We start from the raw sequence: 14,173 nt of genomic DNA on the forward strand, positions 1-14,173 counted from the left end.
AGTAACTTTAAGTCCACATGAATGTGGACTTTTTTTTCGCCATAACATTATTGAAGGTTTTGAATTTTTACGTTAGAATGTACTAAACAGGTACTAAATAAGTGAGTTGACATGAACAATCCAAAAATTATTGGCTGTGATAACGGACATTTCGGTATCAAGATTTATGGTGGACTAGATAAGAAGCATTCTATTAGTTCACGTTGTCGCATTGGGGGCTCATCACAAACTGAATTTGGTTCGAGTGGACCAGATAGTGCAGAGTTGGTTTTTAGTACAGAAGGTGAGTTATATACCACAGGTTCATTGCAATCTGAGGTGACCACTTTCGCAGACTATCCATTAAGCCAAATTAATCGTGTATTAGTTCATTCTTGTCTCCATCAAGCGCCATTTGCAAACAGACCAGAATTCCAACGCTTAGATGTGGTGCTAGGCTTACCCTACGCTCAGTATTACAGCAAAAAACATGAGTCAGGACGCAATGAAGATTTGATCACCGGTATGGAAAAGAATCTGATGGTGCCTGTGAAAAACATGGCAACATACGATGAGCAATTTACGATTGAAAGTTGTATTACTGTACCTGAAGGGATGGCAGCATGGTTTTCTTACATTGTTAAAGAAGAGATATCCAATGGTCGGATAATTCCTGTATTCAATGAGCAAAGAGGTCAAGAAACGACTGTCTTTATTGATATTGGTGGCGGTACGACTGAAGTGGTTACTGTAGCTGATAAGAAGATCCAAAAAGATTATAGCGGCACAATCTCGCAAGGTAGCCATCGGATCACAGAAGATCTACGCCGACATATCTATGACTTAACAGATGTGTCGAGCATTTCAGAAAGAAAAATGCACCAGGCGTTAATTAGCAAACAAATTACCATTAATGGTGAGTCTATTGATTTAACGCAGGCGATTAAAAGCGCTCAAAGTAAGTTAATTCACAAAATAAATGGGTTCACAGACAGTTTGTTGCGTGACATTAAAGGTGACATTGACAACAAAGTGCTGGTGGGTGGTACATCACTTGATCTTAAAGATGAATTGATGAACTGGAAAGGCGTGACGTTGAGTGAAGACCCTTTATTTGAAAATGCCAAAGGCATGTATTTATACAAGAAATACTTAGCGTAGAGCGCAGCATATGGCGATTAAAGAAAAAACAACAATGCGACTTCAATTTGTCGGTTCGACAAGTGAAGAGGTTGCATTTATCAATTTCCTTCAGTCTTTGCGGGGTGCGAAATACCATGTCGTGCCAAGTTATGTTTTGCAACTCGCAATGATAGGTTTTCGAGCTAGCGACAGTAATTTGCTGGAAGTAGCAGGTATCGAAAAAGACAAGGTAGATCTTAACGGCCTAAATGGAATGAGCGATATTAGCAACAATCACAATAATAGCGGCATGGAAACCAGTCGTCAGAGTGCAAACCTTGAACTTACGGACAGTCAGATACAAGATTTAGCCAAAAACATCGCCATTGAAATGAAGCGACTAAATATTGCACAGGGCGTCAATTCGATACTCGCTGGCAATGATAGTCCAAATGAAGACGCTGAAAACCAAATTGAAGAAGAAATAGTAGAAATAGAAGAAATAGAGAGCGAACAATTAAAGAGTTTAAAAGGCACCTCATTTTTCTAAGAGCGTTGATTTGGCTTCAGCTTAATCTTCGACTTGCCCCAACTTGTGCTGCAACTCGTTAATTTTCAAGTTTAAGGCAGCGACCATCTCAGCAGATCTCGACTGTTGGACGAAAGCTGCATCACGTTCACTCTGCGCTTTTTCTGCTTGCGCTTCGGCTGCTGATAGCTTGCCTTCCAATGCTCCAATCGACTTAACCAAACTTTTTTGCTCAGACGTCAAGTTGCCAACATTGACACGCTCGGCTTTCAACTCAGCTAGAACGTTACCGAGCTGATCACGCACCTCTGCAAGTTTTCCCTCGGCTTCACTTGTGCGTTTCTCTGCACTCTCAAGATTAGCTTGGATGTCGTTCACCTGTTTTTTGATAAGCTTCTCTGTGTTCTGCAGTCCAGTGATAACATTTTCTGAGCCTTTAAGTTGTTGCTCCAATTCAATAATGCGTTTTGCTTGGGTATCGTTAAGCGCCTGAGCTTCAACTAACTGCTTCTGGATATCATCAACTGCGTCCCATGCCTTAGATTCGTTGTCGTTTGCTTCTGCCATTGCGTTTTCAGCAGTGACACGAGCCTTTCTAGCTTCATCTACGGCTTTGTTAAGTCGTTGCCCTACAACATGGTGTGCGAGATCGTTGCAACGTGAAATCATGCCTGAAATCGCCTGTAGGCCCAATTCTAACTCTTCTTTTATCTCCACTGGCAGATCATAGCTTTCGATTGCCTCAACTTCTTGCTGAGCTTTTTCGGGAAGCAGAACTTTACCCTTTTTTACTTCATCGTTGTAAGCATCCATTAGCGAACTAGGGCGACCGCTGCCGACAATGCGGCGCAATGCGTTGCCATTGATCGGTTTGCCCTGTTTCTCTAGTGTTGCTGCAGCATCAAGTAAGTCTTTAACAGTAAAAGTTCTATGGTTAGCCATTATTGTTCACCTTAAAGTTATTCTAACGTTCCTAACGTTCCTAACGTTCCTAACGTTCCTAACGTTCCTAACGTTTGTTGTAGGTTACTGATTAAGTCGTCGTGAATCAACTAAATTTCTTCACTATCACAGAAAGTAGAAGCGCAAAATTTAAAGATAAGGCAAAATTGCTAAGACTCGATATTTGGAGCGATACCTTGTGAAAAAATTAGTCACTAACCTTAGAAAGATTGAGGCAGAAATGGAGAGATTCGCATCGCCTGATAACAAGGATGGGTTTTATAGGCAATTCTGTTTTTGGGTATACAAAACATGGACTAAATGTGAATACATTGACACTGAAGTTGTTGATGTTGGTTATGACTGTTCGACTCACCCTGTAAGGACTGGACAGCTTGCATCGGAGATGTGCAGAACTTACAAAGAGTTTATTAATGCAAACACAGGTAACAGCGTTTGCACCTTTAACTCAGGTAGTGGAATGGCTTGTGAGTCATACTCCGAGAAGCTATACGAGTTGTTTGGAGAAGCTTGTTCAGAAAAGCTAAGTGAAATCATAGAGCTATGTGGTCTAACTGTCCCGGACAAGTACAAAGAGGACTGTGAGGATTTCAATGAATTAATCTTTGGTGGAGTTGTAGATCACCAAAAAGATTCAGAACTATATGAGGTGTGTGAGGAAATTGCCTGCCGATTCGGAAGTTATGGCAGCGACCTAAGTAGCTACATGTGTGAAATTCATGGTGTCACAGATGATGGCGAGTATATCTTTGACAATGATTCAATTTTTGCAGATATGACTCTTGATGACTTTAAGCGACTAATGGTTGTTTAAATGTACTCACCAGCACACTTCGGAAGGAAGGGGCTAGCCGCTCAGAAGAAAGAAACTACAGGCTTTTGTCTAATCCGAAGATATCCGCATCATCATTTGATGGGTCAACTTGAATGCTGATATTGCTTATCTCGTTATCAATCATTTCCGACATAGACAGTGCGTGAAGCCCCTCGGAAATCTTGGACAAATTAAAAAGTGGCGTATCAGCAATGAGGGTCATAAGTTCTTGGTTGTTAAATCGAGATAGCGCACATTGCGTGATAGTAGAGATATCATTGTAACTGGCGTGAGTAGCTAAAAAGTCAGTAATGAAATGCTTTTCGCCAGCTGAGGCTTTGTTAATTTCGCTGATGTCAAAACCATCCACCAATCCCTTAAAGCATGCCTCTAAAATTTGAGGTTTTAATTTCTGCAACTTTTTGAAATTCACTTTGTTCCATTGGCTGATTTCTGTGCATAACTGTTGTAGCAACGCTAAATCTGCTAGAGGAAGTTCATTGGGCAGTTTGCTCAATGAGCGCATAAATCTTTCGGATAAAGTAGAACTTCTAGGTATGGAGTTGATTAGCCCCTCAGATAAGTTATAAAAAAGGGGGCTCCGTGAATTTTGAGGTTCAAAACCAAGATCCATTTTGCAAGGTATATTGGCGTATGAATTATTGGGTAATGATAATCCCGACGGGTAACAGTTAATTTTTGTTTTATCGGGATAAATACTTATACTACCGATAGATAATGAATTTTCATTGAAGTAGCAACCCAATTGGCAGATCTGATTATTTAGTTTGGTTGCTACATAAAATATACAATCATTGGCATCATTCGGCTCATACATTTCGGCAAAAGCCTCGGGCGAGAGCAAGAGTGACAAGGCAGTTTGGCCAACGATAAATTTGTATGCTTGCGTGATGCGAACCCTATCCTCGCTATCCTGAGCATATTCGCCACAGTACAATTCTTGATAGCGTGATTTGGCAATTGATTGGAGTGGACTGTCAGCCAAAAACGCTTCCAGCTGATGTACCGTGTCCATGGAATAGCAGTCAGCATCAAACACATCGGCTACATCAAAATGGCGATAGTCCCAACATTTCAAAAACTCATCGGTTATATATTGACGAGCTTCCAAAATATCGAACTGCTTCGCGACTTTTTGATAATTAACGAGCAAATCGTGAAACTCATTTTCCAGATAATCCATAAGCATTTGGCATACCTCAACTAAAGAAAGTGAGGTATGCCCTCACAAGCATCCGAAAAAGGGAAAATAGAAGATTATTTTTTCTTTTTCGTTAATTCGTTCACGCGATATTCAATCCGAGCCATACGGCTATTCATATCGACTAGCTCTTTGTTATGACTATTGAGCTTTTCAATCACACCTTCATACACTTCGATGGGGCTATTGCGCTTTAACAGCAATTTACTTTGCGCCGTTAAGCGGTCAATCAACTTGTTGTGCGAAATCTTTTGGTCAGCAAGTTGTAACCACTCGTTAGAAATGTCATGAAGCTCTTGAGCAATAGTTCGCATGTTGTCAGGAAGATTGCCTGCGAGATCTTTAGCCGATTTATTAAATAGCCTTTTTATACGCAATTTAATTCTGTCGTCTTTGGTTTTCCAAGAACCAGATTCGAGAATGTTGCCAAGGCCACGCAATTGACTCACCTCATTAGTTAGGTTGAGGTATTTATTCGACAGATTGGCATGACACATTAAGTAAATGCAAAGAGACAAACGACGAGTTAAGGGTGTTTGATTTTGGCCGTTGCTTCGGTCACCCGACTCATATTTAATCCATCGATGACCAGAAATTTCTTCTTTACCCAACAACAAGCCGAGCTCACGCATCTGAACATCAAGCGATTCACGTAGCTCAGTGGCGGTCACAACAGGGGGCAAGGGCATCAAGCTTGGGTAGCGGTCCCATAAGCGAATGAGAATTTCAACATCAGGCGGCACGACAGACGTTTTATTCTTGTTAGTCATGTCACCCCACTTAGATGATGGCGTGATCAATAACCAACAAATATCTGCCGAACTAATCTTTTTAAAGTTGCGCCAATTCGCTAAATCCTCACCTGTCAGGGGCGGTCATTGGGCAAAACTGATTGTCGAGTCTCAGCAATTTCAGCATCGGCTGCAATCTGGCTAGTCAGTGCAGTAAGCAAATATTTTGGTATTTCTTCCATAGCGTGTCACCCTCAATTAATTGGCGTTCGTCAAAATATTGACATCTTTTAAATTTGCGTCTATTTTATAGGTGTTAGATAAATACATTTTAATGGAAAACTGAACCCAAAGATGTTAATATTCGTATAAATAGACATCGATCTGTAAATCGGTAGCGAACAAAGTGGTACCAGTTGAGTAAAACCGCTCTTTCAACAAAAGAGAGTTCGGTCACTCGAAATAAAAAAATTGGTACAATTGTCTCTATGCATCAATTACCTTATCATATACATGATAAGTAGTAAATAGGTAATTTGTTAGAGGCGTTTTAAAGGCAAATGCCAGCAAAAGAGAAGTGGTGAAATATGGAATTAATTTTAACGGGTACGCTAGTAACACCAAAGTTGGACCTTGAAAAATCCTACATCCTAGAAGATGTTTTGGCACCAAAAGGCATCCAATATCCGAAACTGGGTGTGACACTTTACCATGGATTCACTACATCAACGACATCAATGGCTCATGCATTTAAGAAGGCAGTATTAAAAGGCATGGAAATCCATGCAGTGAGCATAGAGCTAGATGTCGAGCGAAGTGAGTCTTTATGTTCTCTTGAAGAGTTGCCAGAGCGTTCTGTGTTGAACGTGACAAAAATGAAAAAGGAATTAGGCCATTTTTTGAAAGAAAAATGGACAGGTTATCTAAAGGAAGTGCCTGGCGCTTGGACAGATGCTGTGGAGCGTGGTCATGTCAATTCTGCAGGTGAATTGAAAATCAATGGGTTTGTTGCCTCAATAGGGGAGCATCCTCATCTTTTAGATAGATTGTGGCAATTGCCAGAGATGAATCATCTAAGCGTCATTCTCTACACAGTGATTGAAGACGGACAAATTGCGAATAGAGCAACGATGTTTAGACGCGATAAAGTGACGATGGATGAAACAGGTGTATTGCCGAACATATCTGTAGCACGTTATCCAGAAGTGGATATACAGCTCCCAGATTTCATAAAATAAAAAAAAGGTAACAAGGAGACTTGTTACTTTTTTATTGTTCAGTCATAATGTACTTATCGTGTACTAGATAAGTAAAATGGTGGTGTCACATGTTGGGGATATATTTTGTTGGCATAAACATCGATAAATTCAGTGCCAAACGTAAGTGCGACAAGGGCGATATCATCCGATACCAGTCAGGTATCTATTTTGATAATGAGCTGTCAGGCTCAGCCACAAGTGTTGAATTAGCTAAAAACATAAAACGTTTAGAGCAAAGCGTGCGTCACTATGCGCCTTGGATCGTCACTTATCTCAATCCCAACAGTACATTAGTGGCCGCTAGCGCCTATTTTAAAACTGCCTCTGACGATACCACAATTTTCATAGATGGTGTAACAAATGGTCGCAAGTCGGCTATTGGTTCAAAAATTCTAGACGATTACCCGCAGTTTGATGCCGATGTCAGTATTAAGATAGAGCGTATCAGGCTACAAAACCAATTAAAAGAGAGTGAAATCGTATCCGCAAAGATGTGTGACGATAATATTAACATGCTGGTGGGGGTGCAACACAATCCGCAAGAAGAGCAGTTAATGCGTGACCGTTTTGATGAGTTTAAAATTAAATATACGACATTCGAACGGACCCTGACTGATATTGTGAGGTGGGATAAGAACGATCCTCGCTCTCTTAATGACATTGACTTAATCGCTTTTTTAAGTGATCACGACGTTGACCTAACGACATTAAGCGGTGCATCGCTGTTCAGAGATAAATTGGCTGAGACAGTTTATCCAATGTGTTCAAACAGTCAGACAGAACAATTAAAAGATCGTCTTAATAACATTTTAATGAATCAGAGTGACACCGGTATTTATCATGCTCTCAAGCGCATGAACTTTAAGCATGAGGCCAAAAGCGCCAAACAAATCTTCGATGTCTATCACTTTAATGACAAAAAATTAAAGCTGTATAACATCGATGGTACCAAGTGGGCTGCAAGCGGTGATCATTGGGTTGTACCACTGGAAAACGGCAGCATCGGCCATGTCTTGCCCAATACGATTGCAGGACTGTTGCCTGAAATCCACAAGTTAGATAATAACAATTACGGTGCTTTCTTTAGTAAATCCTCACGATTCCTATCCAACATCCAGATCATTGAACAATCCAAACCATTAGGCTTTTTTGATTACCACACGCACTTTTTGACCGATGGAGAGGTGTTTCATGGCGAGGTGGTAGGTATACCTGATTTCGAAGACCGCTTTACATATAACATGTGCGGATTAGCAATGAGTGAAGGGATGCCCAAAATCTCAGGGGTCCAAATGAAAGTGCCAATGAACCTTGATTCATCGGGTGAGAGAATGCAGTTAACGGTGGCGCTGAATAAACCGTTTACGCACATTTTAAAAGTACCAGGTATCGATCAGCAAAACTTTGTGATGGGTGAATGGTTTGGCTTAAAGGCGGTAGAGCATACCGGCGCCAGCAGTGTCTCTAAGTTTCAAATTGCAGAGATACGGCAGGGAAGCATAACGTCATATGGGCTCGTATCAGAGCGATTTGATATCTCGCATGATAAGAGCAAGAAATTGCGTGCAATCGACATGCTATCTTTGCACGATTTTACTAATGATGAGAAGTATGGCAAACCCTCCGAAATGATATTTAAATGCATCGATATGTTCCCAGCCAATAAAGCGCAGGCGAAGAGTGATGCATATAAGTTGGTGGTCAGCAGTGTGATATTAGCTAACACAGACTTACACCTTAAAAATATCTCATTTTTAAAAGATGAACGTTTTGGTCAAGTAAGAGAAAATGAAACGGCATGTGTCGCACCATTTTATGATGTGGTGGTATCAACAGTCATGCCCGGTTATGAACACCAAAAACAAGCACTGAGTATTAACAATACATTTTATCCTGAAACGACAGATCTTATTCGTTATGGAATGGATATGCTTGAGATCACCGAAGCCGAATCAAAAAAGCGCCTCGAAACGCTTTGCTGGGATTTATTCACGTTTGCCAAAAATTGCAGAAGACTCTATCCAGAGGTTGCAGAGATAAGACCGTTACGTCATGCAATGAATATTTGTATCGAAACCGTGTTATCGAATGTTGTTAAATATGCGCCAAGCTTAAAAACGGGTCAATGGGTGGATGTTGGTGCAGAATACAAGCAGATAGCACATACAGATCTAGAAGATTACAAGCTGTTACCCGACATGAATCATGAGGCGCTTGTGAGACAACAACAGAAAGAAGCGCTAACAGAAAAAGTAGTGCCATTTAAGTATCAGGCATTTTGATAAAATCCAAATATCAAATATCAAATATCAACGGCCCGTTATCGTTTGATACGTATAGGGTGAGTATTGATTAAGTAACACTCAGAATCAGCACTCACTTTAAAGAAAAGTTAGCTGCTAAGGCTGTTACCTTGGAAGTTCGCTGCTTTAGTTGCGAGTAGTTCACCTGCGTACACACTATTTTACCACCCTAATAATGTTGATAATTTCTTTACCGAAAACCGCAGCACGCTGAGATCCGTAAAAGCCCTCAATCGCATTCAGCTGGTGGATGTTTTGAGGCTTCAAATCCGAGATTAACTTTAACGTGGTGTCATTGAACACGGATAACTCAGGGATATTGAGTCGTTTAGCAACCGTTTTGCGCAAAATACATAATTGCGTTTCAATCGGGTCGTTCAGATTAAGATCGACCGAAGATTGCTTATGTCGCGTGAATGTACCTGCTATTTCTCTGTCGTAATCTTCCGTGATATCAGAAGAGAGCGCGGAATATGGGTTACGGTACAGCTGGTGGCTAAGTTGATTTGAGATGTTGTTCTTTTGCCTATCTTCTTGTGCGTCGTTGGCTGTGGAGCGATTGACGCGATTATTCCAGCGTTCATTTCCCGTTGATTGATGACACACACTGCATTTCCCACATGACACCTGATCCGATGCCCCTAATAACGTATTGAGCGCTTGTGTTTTACACCCATGCGTCTGCAGAATAGATTGAAGATCGGCCAATTGCTTGTTGACGGATTCATTTATCCAGTTGATTGATTTGGGTAATGTGCGCTGCAAGTTTACGACGTCAAATTTCGACTGAAAACCTTTATCAAAGAACACCGTCTTTTTCAAAAACGACAATGTGGATAGCTTATCCATGATCCGAAATATGCTTTGTGCAGGGATGTGTGTTTGCTTTGATGCACTAAAAATAAAGCCTTTATCGAACTGGGTAAGCTTCGCCTCAATGATGCAATCAATGACCGTCTGATAATCCTTGCTGGTCGGGAACTTACAGTTAAGTTCATAGATGGCATGGTTAAATGACACATTCTCGCGGTACAGTATGTACGCAGATTTAATTGAGCCGGTTTGATTGCTACCTGCGCCAAGGATTGAGCAAAGATGGGATGCTGACAAAGGGAATTGTGCCAACACCACTGTTTCCGCTTGAGAGTCAGAAATATGCGAATAACGATTAGTGACTAAAATGCCTGATTTCATTTTTGCAAATTTTGCAATCAGCATTGCGCCCTCTTTATTCGATGTGTTACCCAGTACAGATAGGGTATTGGCATGCTTACTCAGTTCGTTAAAAAATGTTTCGCCAGTCCTTTTGTCATTAACAACCACGATTGCCTTTGTGCCTCGTGTGCAAATATGAGCGCATTCACGCAGCATCGCATTCACGTTCTTAACGCAAATCGATTCTAATACCAAATGGCCAAAGGCATAATCGAGGACCGAATATTGTGCATTGTGCAGTCTATGTTGCTGAATGATGTCGATGATTTGGTGTTTGGAGAGCGTATAGCCGACATAGACTTTTGGGCATTCAAACGACTGCTTGCGCTGGGTTGATAATTCAAGCTCGATGGCGGCAATATGGCAATGTAGCTCATCATAAATGGGTGAATGATGTAGATGATCGGCAGCAAACTTTTCTGCATTCAAAATCACTACAGTAACGCTATGATCCAAATCGATGGCAGAAGATAAAGTATGCCCTTTAATGGCCTGATCGGGTGTAATAAACAGAATGCTAATGTCACACGCTTTAAAGCCTTCAATACGCTGCTCAACTTCCACATCACTGAGCTGTCCATGAATATAATTGGCAAACACATTAACGGTGCTCAATTGCTGACAAATGCGCATCATGTCATCGATGGAATTAGAAATGACAATAGACTGTTTACCAAGAGCGATAAGCTGTGCGAAAACAACTTCATCTATCGAATCGTATCTCGCACCCGAAATGAGATATTTTCCATGCTCAGCAACACCAGATAGCACTCGCTGCTGGGTATTGTTAATCGTACAGATATTAAAGGCCTTTTTTAACAGGTATTTTAAGCTCGGATGACTGGCCATAATCTTATCTCAACTTTACTTATCATGTTGTAATAGAGTATATTACATCGTGTGTAAAAAATCATCAGGTAATCACCATGAAGCTTGACCATGCAGAGTTATTAAAGCTGTGGTTAGCACAGCATAAGCGTGTCACGAAACTAAACGACATTCAGCGCAATCTTGATGCACTTATGGCGCATTACAAGTTGGAATGCATTCAAAAGAGCAGCAAATCGATTGCTACGCTATCATTAATTAATGATGCTGTGACAGAAATGGAATTGTTATTAGCGCAAGACTTGTCATTCGATGAGTCCGTGTTTACGACGGGTGATTCACCTGCTGTGAACCCAGTAGAAGCCCAAAATTCAATGCCAGTGACACAAGCTACGAACAATCTAGATAGCAGTAGAACATATTCGTTAGAAGAGAAATTGGCCCTGCTCAATGCATGTGGGCAGGTAGAATCAACAGTGGCCACAAAACCCGCCTGCCAACCCTCTCAAACCCAACGGATCAATCCTGCAGATGATTTAAGTTTACATACCAGTCAAGAATTCTAGCGAAGCTAGGCGAAATGCAATGAGGGTTAAAGTAACTTTAAGGGGGGCGAGATGATAAAACTCAATGATTCATTTGGTATCGATGAAAGACTCAGTGCTATCAATCAATCCATTGACGATGAGCATCGAAAATTGATGATTATAGAAAAGGCATTGGGTTTAGCGAATGTGGCGCTAAGCAAAAGGATAGATAGCCTGAACAAAAGAGCCAGTGAAACTCAAACTGCTGTCTACGAACTGCGCAGTAAACTTTAACTATTGATCCCTATTTAACCAGGCGATAGATATTGAGTGCAGCATCGACGCACTCATATCGACCTTTAGTTCTGCTGGGTCGTTGCTGAGGTTGATAATTTTGTAAACCAGAGACATCAGTATGGTCGCTGATCAAAATGAACGGGATAGGACAGGTAAAGTTAAACTTTTTGTTACCAATACGAAGAACATTGACCGCTGGCTGAGGGGGAATAGGTCTTCTCAGCCTTAATTCAGTATCTGAAGGCAAACTCTCTAGATATTGAGATGTGATCTTCAATGCCTGCGCTTTAAGCTCTGCCGAAGAAGATAATTCAGACGCACGCCCAATTTGATGAAGCATCCGCTTTATTTTGTCGATCATATCCTGCGGTGTTACTTTGTCAGAGAGCATTTTAGATGACCAGTGAAAATCTATATAACGGATTGTGCTATCAGACATAAGACGCAATTTGCGTGTGACCTGCAATTTAATGAGATGCGGGAAGTTAGCGATAAAAAAATCTTCTCTGTCAAATCGGTAATTCTCGTCATCTACCCGCACTACATTGGCTTTAAAGAGTGTTGCTAACGATTTTTTCTGTGCATTAATGTCATCAACGAGTTGAATGAGGGTTTCAATACTGTCAGCACTATTATCCGCAGGAGCGATCTGGATGTAACCCGCAGCACGAAAGGTATTTTTTGAGGTTGTCCCAGAATGATTATAAAAATCCTTGAAAGCTTTTTTAGATTCAGTAAAGGCCACAAAGTCGTCACTGATCACGCAGCATTCAATTTCACACGAACCGTCAAACGGCTTGTCATTAAGCGTCTTGTCCAACCGCTGCTCTTCGACTTTATAAAGACGACACGACTTAATGCAGAGCGTATCAAGATGCGCATTGAGTGTTTTAATCGTTACATTTAGCGCGTTGATAGCATTTTCAATGGCTTGGACATAATCACATTCAGATTTAAAAGTAGATAATTTCATAATAAAGACCCTAATTGACCCGCTTACAGCTTAAATCATCTAGAAATTAATTGAAAACATGCTATCATTAAATATACTTGTTGTATACATGATAAGTAAGTTGTAAGCTATAATGTAACGATATCGACATGGGTGAACACGATGAAAATATTCAAGGCCTTAAGTTATTCCATTTTGCTATTGGGTACCGCTGCGACAGTTGACGCTATGCCCAATCGCACAGAGTTAGAGGTATTTGATAATTGGAATGTCACCTATTTGCCAGCCGAAAACGAATATTGGGCGTACACCGAATTAATTAATGGTTACAACGTGGCGCTGGTGGCCAGTAACGATGTCGTAGGCCCAGGTTGTAGGGTAACCAATATTGCCCTTTTCTCAGACATTCAGCGTTTAACTGATGAGAAGTTAACGGCGCGATTGATGTTTGGAGAGTCGGGGCAGAACAGTATAGAAGGGCGAATTGTCCAAAGTCGGCGTCCTTGGTCTGCAATGTACGGTGTGATCAATACTACGACAAAGTATATCGATGAATTTGTCTCAAATGTGTATTTAACAAATGACAAAGCATTAGCGCTGACGATTCATGATGATAATGAATTTGTTGCTAAAGATGTGGTGAATATGGCCGGAGTACAAAGTGCCTATAACCGAATGATTGAGCGCTGCCAGCTGGGTCAGCAACGTAAATTTAGATCAACATACGGGTTCAAATGATGGAAGATACAATCGAAGCTATGCTATTCGCGTTAAGCGAAAAGTTACCGAATGATGAGCGTGGATCTGACTGTGAAGAGTTTGATGGTGCGCTTGAACTGTGCGAGTTCGGTTCACTCCAAGAGTGCGATGAAACTGAAATCGTTAATCTACTGGACTGGTTTCAACATGATGATGGCACCATAAAAGAAATCTTAGCATGGTGCGAATCGCATTATAGCGCAGATGCGTTGGTGCAATTATTAGCGCGATTATGTTATACCAAATTAGTGCTCAATGAGCAGGTCGTTAATCTGGTTATCAAGCATCATCCAAGTTGGCGAAAAGTGGTGACTGATAATCAAAACGGGATCTGCCCAGTGACGCTTCTCTATTTAAAAAAGAAGCAACATTTAGTCGATTTATTGCTTGAAAATGGATTGAGTAAAGACGATCTAATGGGGATTAAATCAGTATGTTAAATCAAACGATGACGGTAACGGTTTTGTTCTATGCAGAAGATGACCCTTTCACATTAAAAAGCGCTGTCCTGATCGAACAAGCGGTATCAGACGTCGGTAGACCAATATTTTCGCCAACATTTCGTGACGGTAAAACCATCATCGCAGTATTAAAAGGCGAAGTAGAAGTGATTAATGCGCTTGGCCAGCGTCGTGAAGATGCTACTAAATAGGTTGATTAATTTTAGAAACTA

Annotated in this window: 15 protein-coding genes; 10 read left to right on the forward strand and 5 right to left on the reverse strand. The window is 41.0% G+C overall.

The features are described 5' to 3' along the window. Positions 1 to 111: 111 nt before the first annotated feature. The gene (gene parM / locus HBH39_RS18895; protein ID WP_167680372.1) at positions 112 to 1,140 is read left to right on the forward strand and encodes a ParM/StbA family protein; all 1,029 of its coding nucleotides are present in this window, start codon (positions 112 to 114) and stop codon (positions 1,138 to 1,140) included. A 10-nt stretch (positions 1,141 to 1,150) separates the two neighbouring features. After that, positions 1,151 to 1,651: a hypothetical protein gene (locus tag HBH39_RS18900; protein WP_167680373.1), complete on the forward strand. Its 501-nt coding sequence runs from the start codon at positions 1,151 to 1,153 to the stop codon at positions 1,649 to 1,651. Between the two features lie 21 nt (positions 1,652 to 1,672). Here HBH39_RS18900 and HBH39_RS18905 read toward each other — a convergent pair whose 3' ends face one another. Further along, positions 1,673 to 2,572 (reverse strand): hypothetical protein, encoded by a 900-nt coding sequence (locus tag HBH39_RS18905; RefSeq protein ID WP_167680374.1) that lies wholly within the window; start codon positions 2,570 to 2,572, stop codon positions 1,673 to 1,675. A 199-nt stretch (positions 2,573 to 2,771) separates the two neighbouring features. Between HBH39_RS18905 and HBH39_RS18910 the strand changes: the two genes are divergently transcribed. Next, positions 2,772 to 3,407 carry a hypothetical protein gene (locus HBH39_RS18910; protein ID WP_167680375.1) on the forward strand — a complete coding sequence of 212 codons (636 nt, stop codon included), beginning with the start codon at positions 2,772 to 2,774 and terminating at the stop codon, positions 3,405 to 3,407. A 55-nt stretch (positions 3,408 to 3,462) separates the two neighbouring features. Here HBH39_RS18910 and HBH39_RS18915 read toward each other — a convergent pair whose 3' ends face one another. Together HBH39_RS18915 and HBH39_RS18920 are read right to left on the reverse strand one after the other, a co-directional pair. Beyond that, the gene (locus tag HBH39_RS18915) at positions 3,463 to 4,611 is read right to left on the reverse strand and encodes a hypothetical protein (protein WP_167680376.1); all 1,149 of its coding nucleotides are present in this window, start codon (positions 4,609 to 4,611) and stop codon (positions 3,463 to 3,465) included. Between the two features lie 74 nt (positions 4,612 to 4,685). Next, positions 4,686 to 5,399 carry a hypothetical protein gene (locus tag HBH39_RS18920; protein ID WP_167680377.1) on the reverse strand — a complete coding sequence of 238 codons (714 nt, stop codon included), beginning with the start codon at positions 5,397 to 5,399 and terminating at the stop codon, positions 4,686 to 4,688. A gap of 548 nt (positions 5,400 to 5,947) precedes the next feature. Between HBH39_RS18920 and HBH39_RS18925 the strand changes: the two genes are divergently transcribed. Continuing rightward, positions 5,948 to 6,598 carry a hypothetical protein gene (locus tag HBH39_RS18925; RefSeq protein ID WP_167680378.1) on the forward strand — a complete coding sequence of 217 codons (651 nt, stop codon included), beginning with the start codon at positions 5,948 to 5,950 and terminating at the stop codon, positions 6,596 to 6,598. A gap of 89 nt (positions 6,599 to 6,687) precedes the next feature. Next, entirely contained in the window at positions 6,688 to 8,901 is a 2,214-nt protein-coding gene (locus tag HBH39_RS18930) for a HipA domain-containing protein (RefSeq protein WP_167680379.1), read from the forward strand. A gap of 177 nt (positions 8,902 to 9,078) precedes the next feature. Here HBH39_RS18930 and HBH39_RS18935 read toward each other — a convergent pair whose 3' ends face one another. After that, positions 9,079 to 10,986: an HRDC domain-containing protein gene (locus HBH39_RS18935; RefSeq protein WP_167680380.1), complete on the reverse strand. Its 1,908-nt coding sequence runs from the start codon at positions 10,984 to 10,986 to the stop codon at positions 9,079 to 9,081. Between the two features lie 77 nt (positions 10,987 to 11,063). Here HBH39_RS18935 and HBH39_RS18940 point away from each other — a divergent pair, with 77 nt between their 5' ends. Further along, the gene (locus HBH39_RS18940; protein WP_167680381.1) at positions 11,064 to 11,531 is read left to right on the forward strand and encodes a hypothetical protein; all 468 of its coding nucleotides are present in this window, start codon (positions 11,064 to 11,066) and stop codon (positions 11,529 to 11,531) included. A gap of 51 nt (positions 11,532 to 11,582) precedes the next feature. After that, positions 11,583 to 11,786, forward strand: a complete 204-nt coding sequence (locus tag HBH39_RS18945; protein WP_167680382.1) for a hypothetical protein — start codon at positions 11,583 to 11,585, stop codon at positions 11,784 to 11,786. A 10-nt stretch (positions 11,787 to 11,796) separates the two neighbouring features. On the opposite strand, the gene HBH39_RS18950 is transcribed toward HBH39_RS18945, so the two are convergent. Beyond that, positions 11,797 to 12,762, reverse strand: a complete 966-nt coding sequence (locus HBH39_RS18950; protein WP_167680383.1) for a DNA replication terminus site-binding protein — start codon at positions 12,760 to 12,762, stop codon at positions 11,797 to 11,799. A gap of 141 nt (positions 12,763 to 12,903) precedes the next feature. Between HBH39_RS18950 and HBH39_RS18955 the strand changes: the two genes are divergently transcribed. The 3 genes from HBH39_RS18955 to HBH39_RS18965 are packed head-to-tail and all read left to right on the forward strand — an operon-like array spanning position 12,904 to position 14,152. After that, entirely contained in the window at positions 12,904 to 13,479 is a 576-nt protein-coding gene (locus HBH39_RS18955; RefSeq protein WP_167680384.1) for a hypothetical protein, read from the forward strand. Further along, positions 13,476 to 13,940: a hypothetical protein gene (locus HBH39_RS18960; RefSeq protein ID WP_167680385.1), complete on the forward strand. Its 465-nt coding sequence runs from the start codon at positions 13,476 to 13,478 to the stop codon at positions 13,938 to 13,940. Before HBH39_RS18955 ends, HBH39_RS18960 begins: the two co-directional genes overlap by 4 nt. Beyond that, a complete protein-coding gene (locus tag HBH39_RS18965) occupies positions 13,934 to 14,152 on the forward strand; it encodes a DUF2375 family protein (RefSeq protein ID WP_167680386.1) in 219 nt (72 codons plus the stop codon). The genes HBH39_RS18960 and HBH39_RS18965 overlap by 7 nt, the downstream gene beginning before the upstream one ends. The last annotated feature ends 21 nt before the right edge of the window (positions 14,153 to 14,173 follow it).

Source organism: Shewanella aestuarii (genome assembly GCF_011765625.1).
Classification (GTDB): domain Bacteria; phylum Pseudomonadota; class Gammaproteobacteria; order Enterobacterales; family Shewanellaceae; genus Shewanella; species Shewanella aestuarii_A.